This window comes from Streptomyces sp. NPDC051561 (assembly GCF_044454195.1).
GTDB lineage: Bacteria > Actinomycetota > Actinomycetes > Streptomycetales > Streptomycetaceae > Streptomyces.
The window spans coordinates 249681-273604 of record NZ_JBITDM010000011.1 but is presented as its reverse complement, the minus strand read 5'-3'; the positions used below and the strand labels follow the sequence as shown (position 1 = coordinate 273604).

Sequence of the window (23924 nt, the reverse complement as noted above, 5' to 3'; positions counted from 1 at the left end):
GCCCGCCGCTACCTTCCCGTGGACAGCATGGACAAGGTCTATCCCCAGGACAAAGAACCGATCGACCCGGCTACACCACTACAAGGGACATGACCGCGAGCTGCGCGGGTGAGAGCCCAGGGCGTCCGTCGCGGGAGTACCAGGACCCGAAGCCCGCATCGGACCACAGTCCGTCGAGCCGGTCTCGCACCCACATCGCCGTGGTTCCCTGAGGGCTGCTGGCTCGCGCCACCCGCGCCGTTATCGGCGGAATCTGAGCTCCGGAAGAAGAATGCAGGGACATCGGACACCTCGACGGGAGCGGTGAGCAGAACCAGGCCCCTCCGAGCGTGCCCGGTGATCAGGTCACCCCGCCGAGGAACTCCAAGATCCCCGACAGAGTCGCTCAACGAGCCGCGGATTCCAGATGCCCCTACATTAACAAATGGAGCCCTCGCCGACGCTTGGCGAACGAGGGCCCCATTTCGCAGTTCAGTTAAGCGCTCTATCTACCCACGAGATGTTGCACCTTAGAGACTAGGAACTCCCCGTAGTAGAGTTCCGTGCCAATTCTTTCGAATGTTCTGTAGCGATTCTCAGAGATCGTGCTACCGCTGCACATGAGAGCGTGCAGGAGAATCCGAAATGCCAAATCCGGGGTACACAGGCGAGCGCATTCGGTGAGCCCCAATACGAGGTCGACACTGATTACATCGGTCATTTCTCTTATTTCATTCTGAATTTCTTCGGAATGATTAAACCCATGCTCTAGGTCCGCCTCCCTCAGGGAGGGGATACCTCCCTGGGGGAGCCATCTATCGCATTCCTGGATGATCATTTCCATCCAATCTCTACCGGATGGAAGGCGACGTCCAAAGAAATTTGGTACCTCCACGCCAGCTTCCCAGAGCTGTACGATGGATGTCTCTGATAGCTGGCTGGAAAGAAGATACGCATCGCGACGAAGCGAAACGACCTGCCTGGGGTCCAGATCTTCGTGCAGCACCGTTCTCAACGCTTCGGCCTCTGACTCGGCATAGTTGGACCAGTCGGCATGGAATGAGTTCATCAGCCATGTCAGACCGAAGTCATCTTCTGTGAATCGCCGCACGCTTCCACCTACCTGGGGTATGCCGTCAGTACAAAGTAGCCGCCTGGGTGGCCCCTTTTGCGCTGAAGAATCATTGTGTACTGGTTACTCGCCGGTGTGATCCTTCCATCGGCGTGAGCCACCCAGCCTAGGGGGTTTCTCGCACCGAAGGTTCCCTGAATCGGTAGCTGAGGGTCTGAACCCCTAAGCCAGTTCTTGATCCTTCTCACGTTGCCGGCGAGTGCGTAGTCAACCACTTGTTGGGCTGTTGGTGCATCATGGAAAACGCCGTTAGGCGCCCCCTTGCGAATTGCCAACCTGACGGCTTCCGCCTCATCGACGTCTACGTGCTCATCGAGAGTGTGAGCGATTCCTGGAAATCTCCCTGCGTCACCTGAAAGATCATTGCAGTTGTGAACCAGGATTGGGGTTGCGTTCGCCAGTACGTAATACGTATGGAGATCGCCGACACTGAAGTTGTAGGTCCGCGCATACTTGCCATACGCCTCGTTCTTCTGGACACGAACCTCTTCCCCTTCGTCTGTCTGGAGGGTCATCCCGGGGCGGAGATTGGAGGCCTCGATCCAGTCTTTCTGCTCCGGCGACCAGAAGGGGTGCTCATGGGTCGCAGTGAGCTTCGCACTTCCGCCCGGCGTCGTGATAGTCAACTCATTGAAGTGCTTATCATTTTGTGTAACCACGAGCTTCGTGACGCGACGTACAGCACTAACGCCCCTGGTGGGGTCGGTGGCTAGGACCTTATCACCGAGTTTTACTTCCTCGATGTTTTTCGTGGACCCGTCGCCCATAAGAACTTTCGTTCCCGCCAAGAAGCACTTTGTGCAGTCAACCCCTTTTCGCCTTTTTGCTTTGTCTATAAGCTTCTTCAGTCCCTTGCCGGCATACTTTGACAGTCTGCCCCATGGGGTGAGTCCAGCTGCGGCCAGTCCGCAATTGACTACGTCTGGGTTCTTGGCGCAGTCGAGTACACCGCCAATTCCGGAGCCTTCAAGGAACATTCCCCATCCGAGGCCGACTGCATCTCCAAAGGAAAAGCCATCGTCTTCTTCACCGGGGAGAATGTATGTGACCTTGTTGCATTCTTCTATGTTGGCTTGGCACCAACGTTCCTGCGCTGCCGACAGCGCATTACGATCCTGCTCGTCCTGCTCTTGGCGCTTCCGCAGGGCCTCCTCTTGCTCCGCTACAGCCTTTTCCAACGCAACCTGCTTGGCCCCCTGCGCTTCAAGTTCGGCAGCGTCGGCGTCCTTACCTGCCTGGATAGCTTTACTCCTGGCATTATCGGCCGCGATCCGAGCGTCCAAAGCGGACTTGCTCGCATACTCTGCGAAGAATTTTGCATCAGCCGCAGACTTATCTGCAGCTCGGGCAGCGATGTCAGCTGAATTTGCTGCGCTACGCGCATCTGCGGCGGACTTCCTAGCACGTTCGGCAGACGCCTCGGCGCTTCGGGCCGATGCATCGGCGTCCTGGGCAAACTTGCCGGCCAGGGTTGCAGACTTCGTTGCCTCAGCCGCCGCGTTACTGGCCTCGGCAGACGCGCCGACGGCTTCAGCTGCCACGCGTGCTGCCTGCCATGCATTCTTCTGCGCCGTTGCCGCGACTGAAGAGGTCTGGGCGATCAACTGCTGCATCTGGTTGGAATGTGTGGCAGCTAGCTGGTCCTGACGCTCGGCCATGTACTGGCCGGACTGGATGAAGCGGTGTGCTGCTTCCGGGGGGCCGGCAAGAGCTACCTTGGCCGCAGCCTCGACTTCAGGGCCCCCGGTGCTCGCCAGTGCAGTGCTGGCCAACCGTTCGTCAGCCGTTCGGGCGAGGAACTGACGGTTTGAGAGGAAGAGGGCAAGTGCTTTGGGAGAGTCGTCCTGAAGAGCGGCCATGGCCGCCTTCTTGACCTGCTCGCCACCGGTGCTCGCTACCTGGGTGACACGTAGGCGGTTGGGGACGGCGGCAGCCTCGTACTGACCATCGGTGTAGAACTTGTTGATCTCTTGAGGCGTGCTCTTCAATGCCCTTTGAGCAGCTATGCGAACTGCTTCATCGGGACTGGTGAGACTCAGCTTTTCCACGTTGTGTCGCACATCGTCCTGCGCTGCCGCCTTCCTGCCTGTGCGCAGGTACTGGACCACATCGTCGTCAGACCCGCTGAGAGCTGTGGCGGCAGCTTCCTTACTCCAGGAGCCGTGATTTGTCATGACCTTGAGTGCGTGCCGACGGCCCTTAACTGCCAATGCCTTGACGTCGACGTCCTGCTGGCCAGCCTGAGTTTCCAACTCGCTGGCTTCAGTATCGAGGGCTTGGTAGTCCTTCAGCGCATGGCCGACACCCACAGTGAAGTCGTCATGTGCGTTCTTAAGTTCTGTGGCCTCTTCGACCTTGTCGGCCGTGCGAGCAACAAGGTCCTCGGCCTCGGTTTCGCGGGCCACCTGATAGACCGCGTTGGCTGCCTTGACTGCGGCTGTTGCAATTTCCGCGGACTTCTTCGCGTTCGCAGCCTGCTTGGCTGCTTCCGCAGCGGCGCCAGCAGATTCGCCGGCATGCGCGATGGCGGCATCAGCGGCAATAGCGGCGTTTTTCGCATGCAGTGCTGCATCACCTGCAGCGTCGCGGGCTTCGAAGGCCGCCGCTGCCGCACGGTCGGCCAGATTGGCCGAAGCGTCGGCCGCTCGGTTCGCAGCGTTGGCGTGACGCCGTGTCTGTGCGGCGGCCTTGCGGGCCGCACCTGACTGCGCACCAGCCTCTACGGCGAGTCTGTCTGCCTCGTCGGCGGAATCTGCGGCGGAGAGAGCGTTTCCGGCTGCTCCCTTCGCGGCTCGGGCAGCGCGCCCGGCTTCTTCAGCGGCTCTGCCCGCGAAATCCGCAGCCACCTGCGAGTCACCTGCGTCTTTAGCAGCTTGGTGTGCCTTAACCGCCAGCTGTTTGGCTTCTGCAGCTAGACTGGCGTCCTTACCAACTCGGGCTGCTGCTTCGCTGGCAGCTGCCGCTGCATCTGAGGCGCCTGCCGCCGCGCTAGCCGCCTTGGCTGCTGCCGTAGCGGCTATGCGTGCCGCCTGGGTAGCCGCATTCGCGGCACTGATTGCTTGCCGGGCCGCGCTGGCCGCGGCCCTAGCCGATTCTGCTGCGCGGTTAGCCGCATTTGCTGCGCGCTTTGCATCCTTGCCTGCAGCTGCCGTCTCCTGGGCCGCTGTCTTGGCTGCTTCCTTGGCCATTTCGGAGGAAGTCACGGCTCGGCCGGAGGCAGCCGTGGCCAAGTCCGTGGCACGCTTGGCTTGCTGTCCTGCCTGTACTGCCTGTTTGGCCAGTTCCACGATGCTCATGCGCTCTTGGTCGCGAGCGCGGGCTACGTGCTGGCCGACGTCCAGGAACTCTCGGACGTCGGCAGGGGTGCCCTCCAGAGCCACCCTGCCGGCTGCTTTGAGGTTCGGGCCTCCAAGGCTCACGACCTGTACGGCCTGAACCCGGTGGTCCAATTCCTGTGCCAGGAACTGGCCTTCGTCGAGGAACTTGCGAATTTCGTCAGGCCCTGCGTTGAGGGCGGCAGCAGCCTGGGCCTTCACTCGGGGACCGCCGGTGCTGGCTACCTGCGTCGCTTGCAGCCGTTGATCCAGCTCCAATGGCGCTTCCCACCCTTCCATCAGGAAGAGCTGCAAGTCATCCGGAGTTCCGAGCAGAGCCTTCCTGGCGGCATCTCGGATCGTCGGGCCGCCCATGCTGGCCATCTGCACGGCGGCAAGACGGTCATCGTGGGCTTCCGTGAGGTCCCACTCAACGTCGAGGAACTTGCGAATGTCCTCATCTGAGCCCAGAAGTGCGGCCTCCGCGGCGGCTTTCACTGCTGGCCCGCTACGGGTCCACAGGTCCACCACCAGGCTGCGGTCAGAGAGGGGGCCGGACAGTGGGTCATCATCAAGCGCAGCAGCTGGGGTGGCGCTCAGCAGGCCAGCCAGCAGGGCAGCTGAAACTCCCCCCGCGAATATACGCCTGACCCGGTGCAGCGCCCTTGGAGCCATGTTCTGCGTCGGTGGAGAGGTAGAACTTGGGCTACGCAAACTACGGATCCTTCTCAAGGGAAACCTCATCTCACTAAGTACTGAGAACACGTAGGGGGAACGTAATGAAATGGTGCATCTAGGCATTTTTGGTAGACACCGGAAGGTGGCAACAATGCGGAAATGTCTATTTCGTGAACCCTGCCCACCTTGGTTCTTGCAGGTCAAGTGGGCTGCATGGCGGTTCGGCGTGACTCTACACGTCGATCACTTATGTGAAATTTATGGCAAGATTCAGTGCGTTACTTCATCGTTCGAGGGGAGAAGACTCATGGTTTCGTTTGCTCGCAAGGCGCTTATCGCCGGGTTTTCCAGCTGTGCTATTGGGCTGGCCGGGCTGACAACGTTTGCATTTGCACAAGAGGCTCCGACGTCAGAGGCGAAGCCTGTTCCTGTCGCGGCTGCGGAGGCGTCGATGCCGACTGCAGTGGAAGACTTCGCGTACCCCGATGCGGCTCAGGTCCTCACGGACCGCGGTATCACACTGAAGAAGGGCGACGGACATCTCACGCTCGTGGACTGCGCGGCAGCCCACGACATCCTGGTGGAATCCCTGGCAAACATCGCGGACGCCAAGTTTTGCTTCAAGGCCACCTCGACCAGCGGCTATTTGACGATGGAGGTGCCTGATGTCTTCGCCATCTATACCAAGACAGCACACTCCGTACGCGCCCAGCTGACAGCCGAGGGCGAAACGACCACCGTCAACGTTCCCAAGAACGACTGGGCTCAGGTCGGCGAGGGCGACAGCAGCACAGGAAACAAGCCCTCTGTACTCGTTGAGCTCCGCATCACCGGCTGATTGCCGCGCTGGCCGTAACTCGGCTCACTGGGCTGACGGCCCGGCAGACGACTTCGAATTGGACGCTCATGTGCGTCCCGCCCTGTTCATCCCAGATGTCACACCCTTGTGCCGTGACAGCCCGAATCTGCAAGGAAGAATGTGTACGGAATACGTAGTATCGCCAGCCGCATAGCTGGTGGCGTAGCAGTTGCCGTAGTCGGCGGCACGCTCGCCTGCACTTCGGCGACAGCCATGGAGGGCACGCCTGCTGGTGCAACAGCGTTCACCTTCGCCGCCCAGATCAATATCGGCGGCGGTCAGCAGGCGTGCACCGGTGCGCTCGTTGACCCGCAGTGGGTCATCACGGCCAGCACCTGTTTCGTCACCACCCCGGGCGGCGGCCTCGTGGATGGCAAGCCCTCCCTCAAGACCACGGTGCGGGTGGGTAGTTCGGACCTCGCCAGCAGTACTGTGCAGACCCGTGAGGTCAGTCACCTGGTGACGAGTGCGGACCGCAATGTGGTACTCGCCAAGCTCTCCACCCGGGTACAGGGCATCACCCCAGTGAAGCTCAGCTCCACCCCGCCGACGCCGGGCGAGACACTGCAGGCTGCCGGCTTCGGCCGCACTGCGACGAAGTGGGTGCCAGAAAACCTGCACACTGGCGACTTCACCGTGGACTACGCGGACGGCGTGGCGCTCGGCCTGAAGGGCGTCGGCAAGTCGGTGCTCTGCAAGGGCGACACCGGCGGTCCGACCTTCCGGGTCAAGGACGGCGCATCCGAGCTGGTGGGCGTGAACAGCCGCTCCTGGCAGGGCGGTTGCCTCGGAGCAGACAAGGCCGAGACACGCACCGACGCGGTTGCATCCCGTGCCGACGACCTCGGCGCATGGGTGAAGAAGACGACCTTCCGCGCCGACGGTGACCTCAACAACGACGGCAGCGCAGACCTGGCCGCCGTCTGGACCGACGGGTCCCTGCACGTATACAGCGGCGACAAGGCCAAGGGGCTGAGCGGAGTACGCACCCCGCAGCTCGGCGGTACGACCTGGCTGACCACAAAGCGGGTCGCCAAGGGAGACTTCACCGGTGACGGTGTCGCCGATCTGATGGCAGTCTGGACCGACGGCACCCTGCACCTCTACAAGGGTGACGGCGCCGGGAAGTTCCTGCCTGCCACGACCGTCTCCATGGGCGGCAGCACCTGGGGCACGGTGAAGAACCTGACCTCCGGCGACTTCACCGGTGACGGCATCGCCGACCTCATGTCGGTGTGGAATGACAACACTTTGCATTTGTACAAGGGCACGGGCAACGGCCAGCTCCAGGCTGCCACCTCGGTATGGGGCGGCGCCGGCTGGGGAGTGAAGGAAGGGGCCCTAACTGCCGGTGACTTCACCGGGGACGGCATTGCCGACCTTATGTCCATTTGGACCGACGGCACCCTCCACATGTACAAGGGCAACGGGGCTGGCGACGTCAACCCGAGCACCCCGGCTATGGGCGGCACCACCTGGCTCACCACTAAATTGGTGGCTGGAAGTGACTACACCGGCGACGGCATCGCCGATCTGATGGCCATCTGGAGCGACGGCACCATGCACATGTACAGGGGCAACGGTGCTGGCAACGTCCTGCCCGCCGTTGATGTTGCTGCCGGTGGCAGCACCTGGGGCACCATGAAGTTCATCGCCTGACGGCATTAACTGTGATGCGCCGCCGACCAGTTTCGGCGGCGCATCCGCGCAGGACAGGGGCAATTTGTATCCGGCCCGCACATCATGGCTGCTCAGCAGTACCGGCAGACCCTCCCCGGTGGCTCCGTACCCCTTTGGGAAGTGGCTCCAGAAGGTCCTCGGCCGCAGCGCCAACACCCAGGCCTGCGGCAAACGACGGAAGACGGTCAAGCCGGTGAACCCACCCCGGCTTCGGTAGACATCTCAGTTTGCGGTGATGACCTGGTGTTTTTCGAACCTAACGAGCTCGTGCACGGTTAGCGGTGAGACGTCGAAGGGCCGGGGGCCCTCGGTACTCACGTCTGCCGAGCCAGGATCAGGTCTGCGGTCTGTTGCTGGGACAGTAGGCCGGCGATGGCTTGGACGGTGTCGTCCATGTGCTCGCGGCGGCCGAGGTGGCGTGTCAGTGCCCGCCAGTTCTTCAGGTGGGCGATTCCGTGCTCGACCCTGATGCGTCGGGAGGAGTGTGCCTTTCGCTGGCGCTCGTGCATCTCCTCGTACCAGTCCGGGGCGTTCTTCTTGAACTTGCGGTGCGGTGGCGTCACGACGCGTCCGCCGGTCTGTGCTCCGAGTCCCTGGTAGCCGGCGTCGGCGAGGATCTCGACTGGTGGACCGTCGGCCAGGAGCTTGACCAGCCCTAACTCGCGGGCGTGGGTGATGTCCGCGCAGGTTCCGGGTCTGGTCGGGCTGCAGAACAGCAGCCGCCCGTCCCCGTCGGTGAACACCATGGCCTTCACGGCGTTCTGCTTGTTCTTGCCAGAGATGAATTTATCCCGGTCCTTGCGGCCGGCGGCCGGCCGTCGGACACGGATCTCGGTGCCGTCGATGATGCCAAGCTTCCCCGTCGCGCCGAGATGGTCAACGACCTCGGCCAGGGTTCGCAGCCGCACGTCAGGGCTGATGGTGCATCCTCGCTCGGCGAGCAATGGCCGCACCTCGCCGATCGCCCGGGTGACAGTCGACCGGTCCACGCCGAACCAGCAGGCCAGCACATCATGAGTCACCCCATGGCGAAGGTGCACCAGCGTGGCCAGGAGCCGGTCGACGAAGACCATGCGGTGCTTCGCACCGGCGCCCACGGCACGCTTCCGCGGCCGGGACGCAAGCCTGGCCCGGTGCCGTTCATGCCACAACGGTCCTACCTCAGCCACGAGTTCAGCGATCACAGCGGCTGACAGACCCGTGATCCTCCGGTCGCTGATGATCGCTGTGCGCGTCACGTTCCCCACCACGCAACCATGATCGACGATCCAGAGCTCGACGTCTCACCGCTAACCGTGCACGAGCTCGTAACGACCTCGTGCATGGTTGGCGGTGGCGCGTCGGTCCATGACCGTTGATCATGGTCTGTGTGGTGGGGAACCGGGCACGTGCAGCAGTCATCCGAAACCAGCGGATCACCGGGCTGACGCCTGACGTGATTGCCGAACTCATTGCCGAGATCGGCCCGTTGTGGCATGAGCGGCACCGGGACGGACTGATCTCGCGGCCCCGCCACCGGGCCGTGGGAGCGGGCGCGAAACACAAACTGGTCTTCATCGACCGGCTGTTGGCCACCTTGGTCAACCTCCGCCACGGTGCCACCCACGATGTGCTGGCCTGCTGGTTCGGCGTCGACCGCTCCACCATCACACGTGCAATCGGCGAAGTACGGCCCTTGCTTGCCGAGCGGGGCTGCACCGTTGCGCCCGATCTACGACTGCGCACCCTTGCCGAAGTCATCGACCACCTCGGCGCCGACGGACAGACCGGAATCATCGACGGCACCGAGATTCGGGTCCGGCGTCCAGCCGCCGGGAGCAAAGACCGGGACCAGTTCATCTCCGGCAAGAATAAGCAGAACGCCGTGAAGTCCATGGTCGTCACGGACGCAGTGGGACGGTTGCTGTTCTGCAGCCCGGCCGCACCGGGAAGCTGTGCGGACATCACTCATGCCCGGAAGTTGGGCCTGGTCAAGCTCTTGGCCGACGGTCCTGCCATGGAGATCCTGGCTGATGCCGGCTATCAGGGACTCGGCGCCCAGACCGGCGGGCGCGTGGTGACGCCGCCGCACCGCAAGTTCAAGAAGGACCCGCCCGAGTGGTACACGGAGATGCACGAGCGCCAGCGCAAAGCCCACTCCTCACGGCGCATCAGAGTGGAGCACGGCATCGGGCACCTGAAGAACTGGCGGGCCCTCGCCCGACACCACGGCCGCCGCGAGCACATGAGCGACATCATCCAAGCCGTCGCCGGACTCCTCTCGCAGCAACAGACCGCCACCCTGTCCACCGATCCGCGAATGTGAACACCGAGGGCGAACCAGCGGCTCTCGACGCGCCACCGCCAACCATGCACGAGGTCGTAAGGCTTGTCCCGCAATGATCTTCGGGTGATTGTCGGCTGGTCACGACGTGATGGCCGACCTATCTGGCGAGGTTGAGGTTGTGCAGGCGGGCGACGCCGAGCATGGCGTGATGAACGCCGTCACCCTTGAGACGGCAGTCGCGGAGGATCTTCCAGGTCTTCATGCGGGCGAAGGTGTGCTCGACGCGGGCGCGTACCTGCTTGTGGGAACGGTTGTGTTGCCGTTTCCAGTCGGGCAGTTCCTCGCCGGCCCGGCGGCGGTGCGGCATCACGAGTCCGGTGCCTGGATAGCCACCGTCGGCGATCGTCATGGTCTGGCCCATGATGGCTTTCGCTCCCGACTCCTCCCAAGCTCTGCAGTCGTTGCGGTTGCCCGGCAGAGGTCGGCCGACCACGACGACGCGGCGGGTGTCGGCATCGATGACAACTTGGTGGTTGGCGGAGTACCGGTAGTTCTTGGACTGCTCCGCGATCGCGTGGTCGCGGGTGGGCACCAGAGTGCCGTCCACGATGAGGACGGTGTTCTTCGCGAACCGCTGTCTGGGCCGAAGCGCGAGAAGCGGGCCGAGGTGGCCGATGATCCGGTCGGCCGCGGACTTCGAAATGCCGAACAGCGGGGCGAGCTGGCGCATCGTCAAGTTCGTGCACCAGTAAGCCGTCACGAGCAGCACCCGGTTCTCCAGTGACAGGCCCCACGGCCGGCCGCGCCGTACGGCCTCCGCACCCTCGCGCCGCAGCGCGGCCACCAACCTGCCGAAGGAGTGCGGGCTCAGCCCAGTGAAGGGAGTTGTCCAGGACGGCTCCGCCGCTACCCGCATCCCTCGCCAGTAAGCCCTGTACAGGCCGCTCGGAGCAACTGGCCCCGCCAGCTGGCGGAACAGCGCCTCCAGGGGCGGGGCACCCAGGCGCTGCCGGGCCCGGGTGAAAGAGGACTTGTTCGGGATCGCCTCGGACATCCCCTCGATCGCCCCGACCAGGTCCTCCGCGACGTCGTCATAAGAGTCCTGTTGGAAGAGTGCCAACGCGAGGGTGTAGTAGACGGTGAACCGCGCCGGGAGCGCCCCCGGCCGCTGGTCCCTCCGGCCGCAGTCGGCCAGCACTCGATCGACCAGGTCGGATGTCACCCACTCGGTGAGCACACTCAGTCGCACGTCATCGGACAGCCCGATCCACGGATGCATGCCCAGCATTGTCGTACTGCCCAACCGGCGGTGGAACGATAAGTGCTGCTATCAAGCAAGGGCATTGGCCCGGCACCTCGAAGTGGAACAAGATCGAGCACCGGCTGTTCTCCCACATCACCATGAACTGGCGAGGCAGACCCCTGACCAGCCACGAAGTCATGATCCAAACCATTGCCGCAACCACCAGCCGTACCGGCCTCACCGTCCAGGCCGAACTCGACAGCGGCGAGTATCCCACCGGCATCCGCATCAGCGACGACGAGATCGCCGCCCTGCCCATCACCCGCCATCGCTTCCACGGCGACTGGAACTACACCCTCCGCCCCCAGCCGATGGACGCGGCGACCACCGGCAGCACACCGGACGAGGCACTGGCGGACCGACCCTCGCACCTCACACGGTATGCACTCCAGAACCCGGAACTGACCGGAATGACCCGCCAGCAACTCAGCGACGTCATCGACGCGTTGTCTCCAGAGATGGACGTTCAGCGTAAGCAAGTACTCCGTGCGCGCCGAGGCCACGAGCGCCTGGTTGCCCCTGGGGCTGGCGCCAAAGCCAAGCTCACCTCAGCTGACCGGGTCCTGGCCACCGTGCTCCACCTGCGAAAACTCGCACCTATGCATCTTCTGGGCCAGCTCTTCAACACCACCGCCATGACCATCAGTCGCGCAGCGAAAGACGTCCGCCCGCTCCTGGAAGCCCATGGTGTTCACCTCGCCGCCTCAACGGCCCGTTTCCACACACCGGAAGACGTCGCCAGGTTCCTCGACACTAACGAAACCAAGATCAAACCGGCGTGTTGATTCCCGGCAAGCCCTAAGTCCCGTCGTGCCGTACGGCACGACGGGATGCTCTGCCCACTGCCGACGGGGGGGCAGTGCCCGAAGGGGAGGGGATCTGTCATGTCGCTCAAGGACATCAACTGGGTTGTCGCTGACGTCAAGTGGCGCCGGGTCTGTGATGCCCGAGGAGTACCGCTATCGAGCCGGACGACCGCTCCGCACGCCCGCTGACCCCGCCTGGTGGGGGACGCGGTACCTCCGCTGATCCCACCCCCACCCCCGCCCGCGGGCCGGCGTCAGTGGTGGCAGCTCTGCAGTCGAGAGCTGAAGCGGTTTCCGCGCAGGGGAGAGGTGTTACGAGGTCGCGTTCTCGTGGTGCGTGTGTCCAGAAGCGGGTGGCGGTGCGGAGGGCTGTGGTTGGGGGATGGTGGCCGCGATCGGCGGCAACACGGACGGTGTGCTGACAGGCTTGGTGAGTTTGCGGCGTTTTCCGCCGGCCGGGGTGTTCTTCCTTATGTCGTTGACCCCCTGCTTGAGGACCTTCTGGAACCACTTCCCGAATGGCTTCTCGATGAAGCGGTGGATGCCCCAAGCGGTGGCGAGCATCAGCAGGATCACGCCGGCGACCAGCGGCAGCGCCGGTACCCGGTTGCGGAAGTGGTGGATAATTGTCAGCCCGATGTGCATGTGGATCAGATACAGCGGATAGGTCAGCGCTCCCGCGCTCGAGAGCCACTTCCACTGCACCCTGTCGAAGTACCCAAGCGCGATGGCACCGACGAAGAGAAACCCAGCCAGGAGGACGGCCCGGGCGGGCCAGGTCGGCAGAGCCGCGGCCGCCGCTTTGCCGAGGTTGGCGGCCATCCTCTCGTCCACATACCGCTGGGCCAGGAGGAACTGCATCCCAAGCAGCGCCCAGAGCACCGGGTTGGGCCCGTAGCGGCGCATGAGGAAGAAGACGATGCCGGCGATGAAGAACGGGGCGTAGCGCTGCATCGTGAACGCGGTGAGGAAACCGCTGTCGAGCGTGGGGGCGAGCGCGGCGAGCACCGTCCACACCCCGCAGAACACCATCAGGTTGCGGTAGGTGACGCCGAACAGCATCACTACGCCGATCAGTACGTAGAACTTCAGCTCGACGAAGAGTGTCCAGTAGGCGTGGTCGACGTCCGGGGTTCCGTTCCCGGCCTGCAGCATCGTCATGTTGACGATGACGTCGTCCCACCCCTTTATCCGGAAAACCTCCGGCCATGTCTTCACCACCAGTGCGGTCAACGGCACCGCGACCCAGTAAGCAGGAAAGATCCGGCTCACCCGGGAGACCGCGAAGTCCCCCACGGTGCGCCCCCAGATGCTCATCGAGATGACGAACCCGCTGACCAGGAAGAAGATTTCCACCCCCAGCCAGCCGAACTGAGTGAACTGGTGCAAGGTCGGGAAGATCGTGTCCGTCTTGTGGCCCCAGGCCCGGGACAACGCCGTGTAGTGGTACAGCACCACCGCCAAGGCCACGCAGATCCGCAGCCCGTCCAGCGCGGGCAGCCTACTGTTCACCGTACGGCGCTCATTCATGGGGAAACCTTCACCGCGCCCCGGCAGAGCGCCGGGCGCTTCAAGAGAGAACGCCCGCGGGCTGAACCTGTAAAGAACCTGTGTCCGGATTATGTACTCGCCTGCCCGCGTAGGGCCAGCAAAATGAGGCGCAACCCCCTGCAAAGTGACACTGATCACAACAGTAATCGCAGGTCAGAGGAATATAGCGAAGCATTTCAGGACAGCGGCGCCTTGTTCTCGCGGATGGCTGAAGAAGATTGAGGGAGCGTTGACAATTGTCAGCGATCCAGAGCATCGCGGTGTCCCGCAGTCAACGCGCCCCGGCCGCCGACCCAGCAGGATCTCCAGCCCCCCTGTGCGCGGTGATCGTCTCCACGACCTAGGCGGCCTTGCTCATGTTCTTCGCCCAGTCCCCAGCAGTCTGGATGCGAAGGCAGTCACGGCCTCACTCGGTTGTCATCCAATACCGCAGCGACGTCATCGACGGACGCCTCGCCGCAAACGGACTCACCCTCACGACACCACGCCCGAAACCTCAGTAGCGGGCCGTGGCATGATTTACATCATGGTCAAGGGGTGGAGGGCCGCCGCGACGTTGACGTTCGCGGCCGTGTCCATATCAGGGGTGTCAGGGTGCGGCGGGCAAGCAGACGCCAGCACGAAGAAGCCGACTCAAACGGTCCAGCAGGCATGGGGCATCTTCGAAGCCGATCTCGACGAGCTCGAGACTGTCGGCTGCCCGCCCGACTGCGGGCCGGAGCTGGACGAAGTCGCCGAGAATGCCCGGGCACTCCGCAAGGCGATGACCGCGGATACGGCGAGGGCCTCGATGGTGGAACTGGAGGGGGCCTCGTTCTGGTCGGAGGCCTACGGGTACCTCGACAGCATCGAGGACGGCCACGCGTGGGGGGAAGCGAAGGTATACCACCCGATGGTCTTTGGGCCGGCCCGCGAGCTCAAGCGGTGGATGGCGGCCCACCCCCTCAATGCCTGACACTGACGCAGACCTGGGGTGAGCACCTTTCTGGGAAAGATCATCGAGCTGAACGAGCAGTTCATTCGAGGTTGCTGTGCCAGGGTTGAGCCCGATGGTCGGTCGCCGCGCCGGTCTGGGGCACGGTGGTGACCACCACCTTGAGAACGACCGGGTTCAGCCGGCGGGTGGGACGTTTTACCGCGTGATTCGCTGCGTCCTGGTGTTGACGCTCTCGTGGGGCCGTTGCTGTGGGAGTGTGAACGCGGCGTTCACGGCGGCGAGGTCGCGCTCCAAACCTTGTGTGAAGGCATGCAGGTGCGGCAGATCGACTGTGCGGACCTGGGTGATCCAGAGGTCGAGAGCGTCGGTATTCTCCGGCTGAGGCTCCAGGAGCCGAGGGAAGGCTCGGACAGAGAACGCTAGTTGAGACCTTTCGAGGCAGGCCGCGGTGAGGCGGTCCAGCAGCTGCTGTTGTTCGGCCTTGAGGTTGTCGGGTCTGGCTAACTGCATCCTGGCGAGCCTGCGAGCGGAGATGTGGCTGCGGTCGGCGTCCGCGCGGCCCTGGTTGATGTTCTTGTGCAGGAGACTGAGACAGCCGGTGAACCCTCGGCCTTTGATCTCTTCGAAGAGGTGCAAGATAGGGACGGCAGGGTCCTCGGCGCGGCTTTTGCGCAGATGCTCTCGGTATGGAAAGACTGGCACGGTATTTGGGGACGCGCAGCGTCCGTTCGGGCCGATTAGAGGCTGTTGTCTTTCCGTACTTAATCCCTGCGTTTCTGCTGGTCAGGTGTAGTCCGCTGGTTTCCGTGGCAGGCAGGGCACGTCGTGTTGATGCGGGCGTGGAGGTGCGGGATGCCGTCGGTGATCGGGCTGCTGGAAGAGCGTGAACGAGTCGCTTCTCAGCGGGTGGAGGTCCTGCGGGAGGAGGCGGACCGGGTTCTGGCGGAGTTGCGGGAGGCCGAGCGGGACTGGGAGAGGTTCGTCGTCGCGCGGGAGACCGTGGTCGAGGTCCTGGCCGGTCCGGGCGGGGAGGAGAAAGCTGAGGAGGTGGTGGCCGTGAACACGGCGTCGTCGCACGGGAGTTCGATGCTGCGGTCGGTGGTGTCGTGGAGGGAAGGGCTCGAAGCGTCGGTGCTGCCGCCGGAGTATCAGCGGCTGGTGACGGTGCTGGCCGCTGAGGGAAAGGTCCTGGCCTGCAAGGAGTTGGCGTCCCGTCTCGGGGTGGACACTGCGGTGAAGACGAAGGTGGAGGGGGTGCGGTCCAGGGCGAGGCGGCTGGCGGGCCGGGGCTGGCTGGTCAGGCAGCCGTCCGGGCACTTCGCCCTCGCGCCGGGCCTGCGAGACGGCGGATCATGAGCATCGTCATCGACCACCGGATCATGGCCTCGCCGCTGTCGGGCCGGCGCTCGTAGTCCCGGACGAGGCGGCGTGAGCGAAGCAGCCAGGCGAAAGAGCGTTCCACGCACCAGCGGCGGGGCAGAACAACGAAGCCGCTGGTGTCGCCGGAGCGCTTGATCACCGTGAGGACCAGGTGCAGGACGGCCAGTGCCCAGGTGATCAGGGTGCCGGTGTAGCCGCCGTCGGCCCATACCTTCGTGATCGTGGGGAAACGGCCGGCCAGCGCGGGCAGCATGTTGGTGGCCGCCTGCCGGTCGGTGACGTCGCCTGCGCTCACGTGGATCATCAGCAGCAGTCCGAGGGTGTCGCAGATCAGATGCCGACGCCTGCCGTTGATCTTCTTGCCGCCGTCGTAGCCCCGGCTTGAGGCGCCGACCACCGCGTCGGCCTTCACCGACTGCGAGTCGATGACGGCCGCGGTGGGTTCCGGATCCCGGCCTGCTGCCTCGCGGACCTTCCCGCGCAGCCGGTCGTGGAGCTCGGCGATCAGGCCGTGCTCCCGCCAGCGGCGGAAGAAGGCGTAGACACGGTCCCAGGGCGTTCTGTGGAATCAGATTCGTCAAGCCCAGCAGGTCAGTGAGCGTGGTCAGCGAGGCTGTCGAACAGCGGCAGAGACAGGAACTCCGTCCAGGGCCAGGGAGGTGTGTCTGGTGCTCGACGCCAGGTGAGATGAACCTGAGCGAAACGAGGCGAATCCCCTTCGATGCCGAACAGCACCTCGTCACATTGGTCACAGCGAGCAAGAGCATTGACGTGTGTGCCGAAAAGCGGATGTCCTTCGGCGACTTCGAGGCGAAGCTGCGCTTCCAACATCATCTTGGCCTTGGGAGTAGTGACCAGAGCCCATGGATTTGGCAAGGTCACGGTCTCGTCCTCAAAGAGTTGTTGTCGCTGGCTTCCATGGCCTCAGCATGGCCCACCGTCCTGGCAGGTCCGGCTGCGGGTGGCCAGATCAATGATCGGCAGCAACGTTGGGGTGGGGGGAACGCCGATCTGCCGTGGTGTCGACCCAGCCGGAGTCGGGACGTCGGTGAGTCGTTCGAGGAGCTGATCGAGGGCGGCCTGGCCGTCGTCGACGGCGCGTTCGTCATCGGTGAGCGGGATGCTGGCCAGCATCTTCTGCAGGTTCTCCTTCGCCTCCAGTAGTTGGCCCTTGCTGGAGTCCTTCGGCGTGTAGAAGTCGCAGCGTGCGCAGGCCATCCGGTGCTGGCACTGTTCGAAGAAGGTGTAGGTGCAGTGCCCGTGCCCCAGGTCGTAGTACTGCCAGGGCTCACCCGCCGCGGCAGCACCGGAGGTGATGGCGTCTCGGTCGACGAGCACTTCGATGGTGCGGACGTTGCGGGCGAAGTATCCGGCGTCGTTGTAGGCCCTGGCCAGGGTGTTCGGGGTGAGCTTCGCGTAGTGCGTGGTGGCTTCGGGCGTTCGGTGTCCGAGCCATTCCTGCAGTTCGAAGAGCGTCATGGGCTCCTTGGCGTTGTAGAGCTGGCTGGCGATGGTGGAGCGTGCTCGGTGGCTGGTGATGTTGCCGCGGACGTCGGCGGTGGGGACGTCGGCCTTGCGGCAGAGCATCGGGATGATCGCTGTGTTGATGTAGTGCTTGGCGACCCGGCGGGCCCGGTGGGCGAACAGGAAGTCGGCGTACTCATTGGTCTTGCGGTCGAGCATCTGCGGCTGCGGCTGCGTCGGCCTGACGGTCTGCCATGCCTCGATGGCTTGGCCCAAGAGCGGATCGACGGGCTTGGTGAACGCGGTGCCGGTCTTGTGCGTCGGCACGTCCAGCAGGCAGACGGCGTCGCGGACGAGGACCTCGCCGGAATCTCCGGGAATGGGCAGGCCGTCGTGCTGCCAGCGGATGCACCCCACCCGGAACCGGGCGATCTCGTCGCTGCGTTGACCGGCGAACAGCCAGGTCAGGGTGATGGCCCGGATCAGCTCGACCGGATAGGTGCGGCCATCCGCGGTCGGCAGATCGACGAGTTCGACATTCAGGCCCGCCCAGAGCAACTTGGCCCAGATGTCATCGGCGATCACCCTCGGGTCCGGCCCCATCAGGGCGCGAACGCTTCGCGGGGTTCTCAGAGGACGTTCTGGTTGAAAACTGGATAGTTCATGGGTTGTGCCATGTTATGGGTGTTTCACCGGTTGCTCGTTTCGCGAGGGTTGAGATCATCGCGAGGCGGATCATGCTCTCGGAGTGTGCGGGTTTGGTCTCGTAGTCGCGGGCGAGGCGGCGGTGCATCATGATCCACCCGAAACTCCGCTCCACGACCCAGCGCCTGGGGATCACCGAGAAGCCTTTAACGTGCTCGTTTCGTGGGACTACGTCGACGTCGATGCCGAGGGCGGCGCCGTGCTCGATGGCCTTGGTCTTGTAGCCGGTGTCGACCCATGCCTTGGTGATCGTGGGGTGGTCGGTGGCGAGTTGGTTGAGGAGTTGCTTGCCGGCCTCGTTGTCGGAGACGCTGGCGGCGGTCACGATGACCAGCAGTAACAGGCCGAGCGTGTCGACGACGATGCTGCGTTTGCGGCCCACGATCTTCTTCCCGGCATCCGTGCCCTGGGTGTCGATGGGCACGCTGGTCGCGGTCTTGACGCTCTGCGCATCGATCACGCAGGCGGTGGGCTCGGCGGTGCGTCCTGCCTGTTCACGGACCATCCGGTGCAGGTGAACGCCGAGTTTCTCGATGGTGCCGTCCGCGCTCCAGGTGCTGAAGTAGCCGAACACGGTGGTGTGCGGCGGGAAGTCGTGCGGCAGGTAGCGCCAGGGGGCGCCGGTCCGGTTGAGGAAGAGGATCGCGTTCATGACTTCTCGCAGGTCAGTGAGCTTGCCTCCGAGGTGGAGCGAGGTTTTCTGGCGCTCGGCCCGCCAGGCCGTCAAGGTCGGCTCCATCAACGCCCAGCGGGCGTCGGAGAGATCGCTCAGGTACGGTGCACGCTGCTGCGAAGAGGTCATGAGAACTACTCATGCACGGGTTCCCGACCGGGCATATCGCTCGATCGAGCGCGGCAAAAGCCACTTTCAGCAGGATCTTCAAACCGGACAGGAGCTATCGGCTGCAACTCGGGTGAAACGCCAGGCCACGCCTGCCGAAGCTGTGGTCGCAAATCGCCCGTTCTGCCTGTATGTAGCCATTCCAGGCACGACAGAACTACCTCAAACCATCACGTAAATGACGCGAACGCCCTTTCAGTGGACGTTAAGTCCGTTTCTGGTAGCGGCCTCGTCCGGGTTGGGTGAGGAAGCCTTGGCGGGTGAGGCGTCCGAGGCGGGCGCGGGTGACGTTCACGGATGCCTCGTCGGTGGGCATGTCGAGGAGTTCGTGCAGCTCACGGGCTCTGAATGCCTGTCCGGGGTGCTCGTTGAAGGCGTTCACGATGGCCTGGTAGGCAGTGCTCGTCTCGGTGGTTTCGGGTTCGTCCTGGGCCGGTGCGAGTTCTGCGATCACCTTCCGGGCGATGGCCAGGTCGGCGAGTCGCGCTTCGGTCTCGGCCAGACTGGCGGTCAAGTGCGATATCTGAGCGCGAAGTTCACCGGCCCGGGTGGTGGTCTCCTCGTGCTGGGCCTGGAAGCTGGCCAGGAGTTCGGTGATGTTCACACGGCCAGCTTGAGAGTGTCGCGCCAGGCCGGGCTCGGTGTGGTGAGACGGCGGGTCATGTTCGCGATGGAGGCCCGGTAGACGCGCGAGGTGGAGGTGTCGGGGCGGTGGTCGTACTCGCGGGCCAGGCGGCGGTGCAGCATCAGCGTGCCGTTGACCTGCTCCACGATCCACCGCTTGGGCTGGGGGACGAAGACTTTGCCCTGGTCGTCGGGGTTGCGGCGGACGACCTCGACATTGATGTCCAACAATGCGCCATGGATGACGACTTGATCCTTGAAGCCCTGGTCCACCAGGGCCTTCTCCAGCCGGTTCCCGCACCGCTCGGCGGCCTGGTCCAGCAGGGCCGTGCCGGCGGCGTTGTCGTGGGCGGAGGCCGCCAGCACGACGACACCGATGATCAGCCCCCAGGACGTCCACGGCCAGCCCCCGCTTGCGGCCCGAGACCTTCTTGTTGGCGTCCAGCCCCGTCGTGGTCCTGGGGACACCGGCAGCCGCGCGGACGGACTGGGTGTCGATGATCACGAGGGACGGGTCCTCTAACCGCCGGGCTCTCTCCCGCACCTGGCAGCGCAGGAGTTCCTGAATCCGCTGGTCAAGACCGTCCTCGCGCCACAGGCTGAAGTAGTAGAACACCGCCGACCAGGCCGGTAGATCGTGTGGCAGGTAGCGCCACTGGCAGCCCGTCCGGTTCTGATAGAAGATCGCGTTCACGACTTCCCGCAGGTCGCAGGAGCCCGGGGCGCCTGTCGCCGAACGGGCCACCCGGTCCTGTTTCCAGGCCGTGATCATCGGTTCGGTCAACGCCCACTGCTCGTCCGACAAGTCGCTGAGATAGGGCTCTCTCTTCATGCCCCGCATCTCAGCATGGACATGCCCAGTCGGCGGCCCGCACGGCGATCATTACCTCTATCGAGCGATCACGAACCGAGGAAGATCGGACTTAACGTCCACTGAGGCCCTCGGGTCCGCTCATGCTGAGCGCGATCCGCCACTGCTTGGCGGCTTCAGGGTTCATACCCTCCTCGCCGGTGCCGCCTATCGCGTTGAGTACCCCGCGTGGGGCAGTGAACCGTTCCCGTCGAACGAAGTCGCGTGATCCCCAACTCTGTTGGGATCCGCCGTCGTGCAGAGCCATTCCGCTCCTCGTGGCACGTGAGCCAGCTCTGTACTGAGCTGGCTCGCTTGGACCTTGCTTACGTATGGAGTCATCGAACCGGCACAAGTGCGCCCGGTCGTGGAAGTTTTTCGAGATCCTTTTGGTGGCAAGTTTTGTTCAGGCCAAGCACCGGAACGGTTCACCCGTTGGCCCGCGTCGGTGAGACCCATCGGGCAAACCGGCGGGGGTCCCACGTCTTGGTGGAGTGGAGCTACCCAGAAATGGCGAATGCCCCAGCAAAAGGACGTTGGCGCTCCAGATCGTCCACAACCGCTCCGCTCGCGGCCTTCAAGGGCTGATCTTCACTCGCGACGACCGGGCGGGCGAGGGCAAGCTGTCGTCGCGGCTGGGGCTGGCGACCGACGCGGTGGAGGCGGCGCCGGGGATGGACCTCTACGGGTATGTCGTGGAGCAGCTGTCGGGGGGCAGCCGGGTGGACTACGTGATCGCGGACGAGGCGCAGTTCCTGGCGCCGGAGCAGATCGACCAGCTGGCCCGGGTGGTGGACGACCTGGAGCTGGACGTTTTCGCGTTCGGGATCACCTCCGACTTCCGCACCCGGCTCTTCCCCGGCTCGCAGCGGCTGGTCGAGCTGGCGGACCGGCTGGAGACGCTCCAGGTCGAGGCCATGTGCTGGTGCGGGGCACGGGCAACTCACAACGCCCGTACGGTCGGTGGCGAGATGGTCGTGGAGGGTGAGCAGGTCGTGGTGGGGGATGTGGACCGGCCCGCGGTCGAGGTCGGCTACGAGGTACTGTGCCGGCGCCACCACCGCAGGCGGATGACGAGCGCCTCGGCGCAGGCGGGCGTGTTGTCGCCGGACGTGCTGCCGGTGGCTTCGGGCTGAGGCCTGCTTCAGGCCGAGTGCAGCTTCGGGCCGAGGCCTGCTTCAAGCCGGGCGTAGCTTCGGGTCGAGGCCTGCTTCAGGCCGAGTGCAGCTTCGGGCCGAGTGCTGTTTTGGGCTGAGTCCTTCCACGGGCTCAGCCCTTCTTTCGGTGTCGCACAGAGGGTCCCCGGTCGCAGGAGCGCACGAGTGATCCCGTGCGTCTCCAGGGCGATTGGCACATAGCTGAAGGCCCCCGTCAGGATCCTGTCACCGCTCCGCCCGTTCTGCTTCGTTCCCCCTGGCATCGTCGTTCTCGCCGGACACCACCGTCCCGGCGGACCAGCCAGCTCAGAGTTTCAGGGGGAACGATGAACGCCATCACGAAGTCGAGGAAGCCCGCCGGCCGGAGAAGTGCCGCCGTGGTACTGGCACTTGCTCTCGGTCTCACCGTGGCCTCCGCCGGAAGCGCGGCGGCCACGCCGTCCGCATCCGCCGCCGTGTCCGCTTCCGCTCAGGGCCACGCCGCCACCGCCGGGGTCCCGAACCAGGTGATCGAGAGGCTGTGTGCCGGCTGGGAAGCGGTGGCCGAGGCGCTGCCGGTGCCCGCCGCTCCCGCGAAGCTGTGCAAACTGGTCAACGGCTGGGACTAGGCAGCGGTGATGGGATTTCAGCTCCTCGGACCGCTGAGCATCACCGACGGCCCCGACGCCGTCGTCCTTCCCCCGTCCAAGCCGACCAGCCTGCTGGCCGCCCTGCTGCTGCACGCGAACGGTGTGGTCTCGGCCGACCACCTCCTGGAGGTCATCTGGGGGGAGGAGCAGCCGGTCACCGCGAAGGCGGCGCTCCAGACCTGTGTGATGCGACTGCGCCGGCTGTTCGCCAAGCACGGGGTCACCGACACTCCCATCGAGGCGGTGCCCGGCGGTTACCGGATCGTCGCGGGCCCGCGCACCCTTGACCTGATCGGCTTCCGCGAGCAGGTCAGGCGTGCGGCCGGACCCGAGTACGACGCCGAGGCGCAGCTCTACATGCTGCGCGACGCACTCTCGCTGTGGCGGGGCTCGCTGCTGGCCAACGTCCGCTCGGACGTACTGCACCGGGACGCGGTGCCCCGGCTGGCGGAGGAACGGCTGCGCACCGTGGAGCGCGTCTGCGACCTCCAACTCGCGCTGGGCCGCTGCGCGGACGCGCTGGCCGAGCTGTGGAGCGTCACCCGTGCGCACCCCGGCTACGAGCGGTTCCACGAGCAACTGATCGAGGCGCTCTACCGGTTGGGGCGGCAGGCCGAGGCACTGGCCGAGTACCGGCGGATCAAGGAGTACCTCCTCGACGAGCTGGGCGTGGACCCGTCCCCGGCGCTGCGCAGGCTGGAGCTGGCCATCCTCAGGGGCGACGACCTGGGGCCCCCGAACGGCGAGGGACAGCACGGGGTACGGGCGGGGAACCGGACGACCTCCGCCGTCGTAAGGGAGAAGTCGTCCCTGGTGGTGGAGGTGCCCATGGTGCCGTCCTTCACCGGCCGGGCGGGCGAGGTGTCCGCCATGGTGGCCCGGCTCACCGGGCCGCGCGACGAGGCGGTCACCGTCCTGGTGTCCGGGGCACCCGGAATCGGCAAGTCCGCGCTCGCCCACCACGTCGCCCATCTGGTGCAGGGCAGCTTCCCGGCCGGGCGGCTGCTGGTGCGGATGGCCGACGCGTACGGGGTGCCGCGCAGCGGGGCGGAGGCGGCCGCGGAGGTGGCGGCCGTGCTGCGCGAACGGGGGGCCGACGGACGGTCGTTGCTGCTCCTGGACGATGTGGTCGACGCCGAGCAGGTACGTCCGCTGCTGCCGGTCGGCCAGGGCGGCGCCGCCATCGTCACCAGCCGGATGGGGCTCGCGGAGCTGATCGCCACCCATGGGGGATGGGTGCACCGGCTCTCGGTCTTCGACCCCGACGAGTCCTACCAACTACTGCTCTCCGTACTCGGGCCGGAACGGGTGGAGAGCGAACCGGAGGCCGCGCGGAGGCTGGCCGAGCTCTGCGGTCACTTCCCGCTGGCGCTGCGCATCATGACGGCCAGGCTGCTGACCAGGCCCGCCCTGCTGCTGTCGGACGGGGCCGACTGGCTGGCAGGTGACCCGCTCGCCCGGCTGTCGCTGACCGGTTCGCCGGGGATGTCCGTCGACCGGATGCTCGACGGCGCGCTCGGCCGGCTCGACCCGAGGCTGGCCGACGCGTTCGTCCGCACGGGCACGCTGCCCCACCACGCCTTCCACGCCGAGGACGGCGCATCCCGGCTGGGGGTCGGTCCCGCGGAGGCGGACGACGTCCTGGAACGGCTGGTGGACGCCGGATTCCTGGAGGAGGGGCCGCCGGGCCCGTACCGGATCCACGACCTGCTGCGCAGATACGCACGACGCAACACCGAACGCAACCGACCCACAGAGAAGGTGTGACG

Annotated in this window: 18 protein-coding genes and 4 pseudogenes; 9 read left to right on the top strand and 13 right to left on the bottom strand. The window is 64.8% G+C overall.

The window, feature by feature from the left end; all coding sequences use genetic code 11:
- Positions 1 to 484: 484 nt before the first annotated feature.
- Both ACIA73_RS24730 and ACIA73_RS24725 read right to left on the bottom strand, forming a co-directional pair.
- A complete protein-coding gene (locus ACIA73_RS24730) occupies positions 485 to 1090 on the bottom strand; it encodes a hypothetical protein (RefSeq protein ID WP_399440844.1) in 606 nt (201 codons plus the stop codon).
- An 8-nt stretch (positions 1091 to 1098) separates the two neighbouring features.
- The gene (locus tag ACIA73_RS24725; RefSeq protein WP_399440858.1) at positions 1099 to 5100 is read right to left on the bottom strand and encodes a polymorphic toxin-type HINT domain-containing protein; all 4002 of its coding nucleotides are present in this window, start codon (positions 5098 to 5100) and stop codon (positions 1099 to 1101) included.
- 229 nt (positions 5101 to 5329) lie between these two features.
- Here ACIA73_RS24725 and ACIA73_RS24720 point away from each other — a divergent pair, with 229 nt between their 5' ends.
- Positions 5330 to 5941 (top strand): hypothetical protein, encoded by a 612-nt coding sequence (locus tag ACIA73_RS24720; RefSeq protein ID WP_399440843.1) that lies wholly within the window; start codon positions 5330 to 5332, stop codon positions 5939 to 5941.
- A 141-nt stretch (positions 5942 to 6082) separates the two neighbouring features.
- Positions 6083 to 7621 (top strand): FG-GAP-like repeat-containing protein, encoded by a 1539-nt coding sequence (locus tag ACIA73_RS24715; protein ID WP_399440842.1) that lies wholly within the window; start codon positions 6083 to 6085, stop codon positions 7619 to 7621.
- Between the two features lie 335 nt (positions 7622 to 7956).
- On the opposite strand, the gene ACIA73_RS24710 is transcribed toward ACIA73_RS24715, so the two are convergent.
- Positions 7957 to 8715, bottom strand: a complete 759-nt coding sequence (locus tag ACIA73_RS24710; RefSeq protein ID WP_399440841.1) for a transposase family protein — start codon at positions 8713 to 8715, stop codon at positions 7957 to 7959.
- A gap of 299 nt (positions 8716 to 9014) precedes the next feature.
- Between ACIA73_RS24710 and ACIA73_RS24705 the strand changes: the two genes are divergently transcribed.
- Complete coding sequence (locus ACIA73_RS24705; protein ID WP_399440840.1) at positions 9015 to 9947, top strand: transposase family protein; 933 nt, start codon at positions 9015 to 9017, stop codon at positions 9945 to 9947.
- Positions 9948 to 10065: 118 nt separating this feature from the next.
- Here ACIA73_RS24705 and ACIA73_RS24700 read toward each other — a convergent pair whose 3' ends face one another.
- Both ACIA73_RS24700 and ACIA73_RS24695 read right to left on the bottom strand, forming a co-directional pair.
- Positions 10066 to 10824 carry a transposase gene (locus ACIA73_RS24700; RefSeq protein ID WP_399440857.1) on the bottom strand — a complete coding sequence of 253 codons (759 nt, stop codon included), beginning with the start codon at positions 10822 to 10824 and terminating at the stop codon, positions 10066 to 10068.
- Positions 10825 to 10890: 66 nt separating this feature from the next.
- Positions 10891 to 11187 (bottom strand): annotated as a pseudogene (locus ACIA73_RS24695) (transposase domain-containing protein); the annotation flags it as partial.
- A gap of 68 nt (positions 11188 to 11255) precedes the next feature.
- On the opposite strand from ACIA73_RS24695, the pseudogene ACIA73_RS24690 reads away from it, so the two are divergent.
- Positions 11256 to 11519 (top strand): annotated as a pseudogene (locus ACIA73_RS24690) (ISAzo13 family transposase); the annotation flags it as partial.
- 810 nt (positions 11520 to 12329) lie between these two features.
- Here ACIA73_RS24690 and ACIA73_RS24685 read toward each other — a convergent pair.
- The gene (locus tag ACIA73_RS24685; RefSeq protein WP_399440839.1) at positions 12330 to 13547 is read right to left on the bottom strand and encodes an acyltransferase family protein; all 1218 of its coding nucleotides are present in this window, start codon (positions 13545 to 13547) and stop codon (positions 12330 to 12332) included.
- 547 nt (positions 13548 to 14094) lie between these two features.
- Here ACIA73_RS24685 and ACIA73_RS24680 point away from each other — a divergent pair.
- Positions 14095 to 14523, top strand: coding sequence for a hypothetical protein (locus ACIA73_RS24680; RefSeq protein ID WP_399440838.1), 429 nt, complete (start codon positions 14095 to 14097; stop codon positions 14521 to 14523).
- A gap of 177 nt (positions 14524 to 14700) precedes the next feature.
- Here the strand turns inward: ACIA73_RS24680 and ACIA73_RS24675 are convergent.
- Positions 14701 to 15247, bottom strand: a pseudogene (locus ACIA73_RS24675) (ISL3 family transposase); the annotation flags it as partial.
- A 110-nt stretch (positions 15248 to 15357) separates the two neighbouring features.
- On the opposite strand from ACIA73_RS24675, the gene ACIA73_RS24670 reads away from it, so the two are divergent.
- Positions 15358 to 15861 carry a hypothetical protein gene (locus tag ACIA73_RS24670; protein ID WP_399440837.1) on the top strand — a complete coding sequence of 168 codons (504 nt, stop codon included), beginning with the start codon at positions 15358 to 15360 and terminating at the stop codon, positions 15859 to 15861.
- On the opposite strand, the gene ACIA73_RS24665 is transcribed toward ACIA73_RS24670, so the two are convergent.
- From ACIA73_RS24665 to ACIA73_RS24640, 6 genes and pseudogenes are all read right to left on the bottom strand, one after another.
- Entirely contained in the window at positions 15803 to 16390 is a 588-nt protein-coding gene (locus ACIA73_RS24665) for an IS5 family transposase (protein ID WP_399440856.1), read from the bottom strand. The genes ACIA73_RS24670 and ACIA73_RS24665 overlap by 59 nt on opposite strands.
- Before the next feature lie 86 nt (positions 16391 to 16476).
- Positions 16477 to 16767 (bottom strand): hypothetical protein, encoded by a 291-nt coding sequence (locus ACIA73_RS24660; RefSeq protein ID WP_399440836.1) that lies wholly within the window; start codon positions 16765 to 16767, stop codon positions 16477 to 16479.
- Positions 16768 to 16809: 42 nt separating this feature from the next.
- Positions 16810 to 17934 (bottom strand): tyrosine-type recombinase/integrase, encoded by a 1125-nt coding sequence (locus ACIA73_RS24655; RefSeq protein WP_399440835.1) that lies wholly within the window; start codon positions 17932 to 17934, stop codon positions 16810 to 16812.
- A gap of 76 nt (positions 17935 to 18010) precedes the next feature.
- Positions 18011 to 18856 carry an IS5 family transposase gene (locus ACIA73_RS24650; protein ID WP_399440834.1) on the bottom strand — a complete coding sequence of 282 codons (846 nt, stop codon included), beginning with the start codon at positions 18854 to 18856 and terminating at the stop codon, positions 18011 to 18013.
- A gap of 244 nt (positions 18857 to 19100) precedes the next feature.
- Complete coding sequence (locus ACIA73_RS24645; RefSeq protein WP_399440833.1) at positions 19101 to 19499, bottom strand: hypothetical protein; 399 nt, start codon at positions 19497 to 19499, stop codon at positions 19101 to 19103.
- Positions 19496 to 20351 (bottom strand): annotated as a pseudogene (locus ACIA73_RS24640) (IS5 family transposase). Before ACIA73_RS24640 ends, ACIA73_RS24645 begins: the two are co-directional and overlap by 4 nt.
- 512 nt (positions 20352 to 20863) lie before the next feature.
- Here ACIA73_RS24640 and ACIA73_RS24635 point away from each other — a divergent pair.
- The 3 genes from ACIA73_RS24635 to ACIA73_RS24625 all read left to right on the top strand — a co-directional run bounded on the left by ACIA73_RS24635 (position 20864) and on the right by ACIA73_RS24625 (position 23922).
- Entirely contained in the window at positions 20864 to 21505 is a 642-nt protein-coding gene (locus ACIA73_RS24635; protein ID WP_399440832.1) for a thymidine kinase, read from the top strand.
- A 347-nt stretch (positions 21506 to 21852) separates the two neighbouring features.
- Positions 21853 to 22134, top strand: coding sequence for a hypothetical protein (locus tag ACIA73_RS24630; RefSeq protein WP_399440831.1), 282 nt, complete (start codon positions 21853 to 21855; stop codon positions 22132 to 22134).
- A 9-nt stretch (positions 22135 to 22143) separates the two neighbouring features.
- Positions 22144 to 23922: a BTAD domain-containing putative transcriptional regulator gene (locus ACIA73_RS24625; RefSeq protein ID WP_399440830.1), complete on the top strand. Its 1779-nt coding sequence runs from the start codon at positions 22144 to 22146 to the stop codon at positions 23920 to 23922.
- The last annotated feature ends 2 nt before the right edge of the window (positions 23923 to 23924 follow it).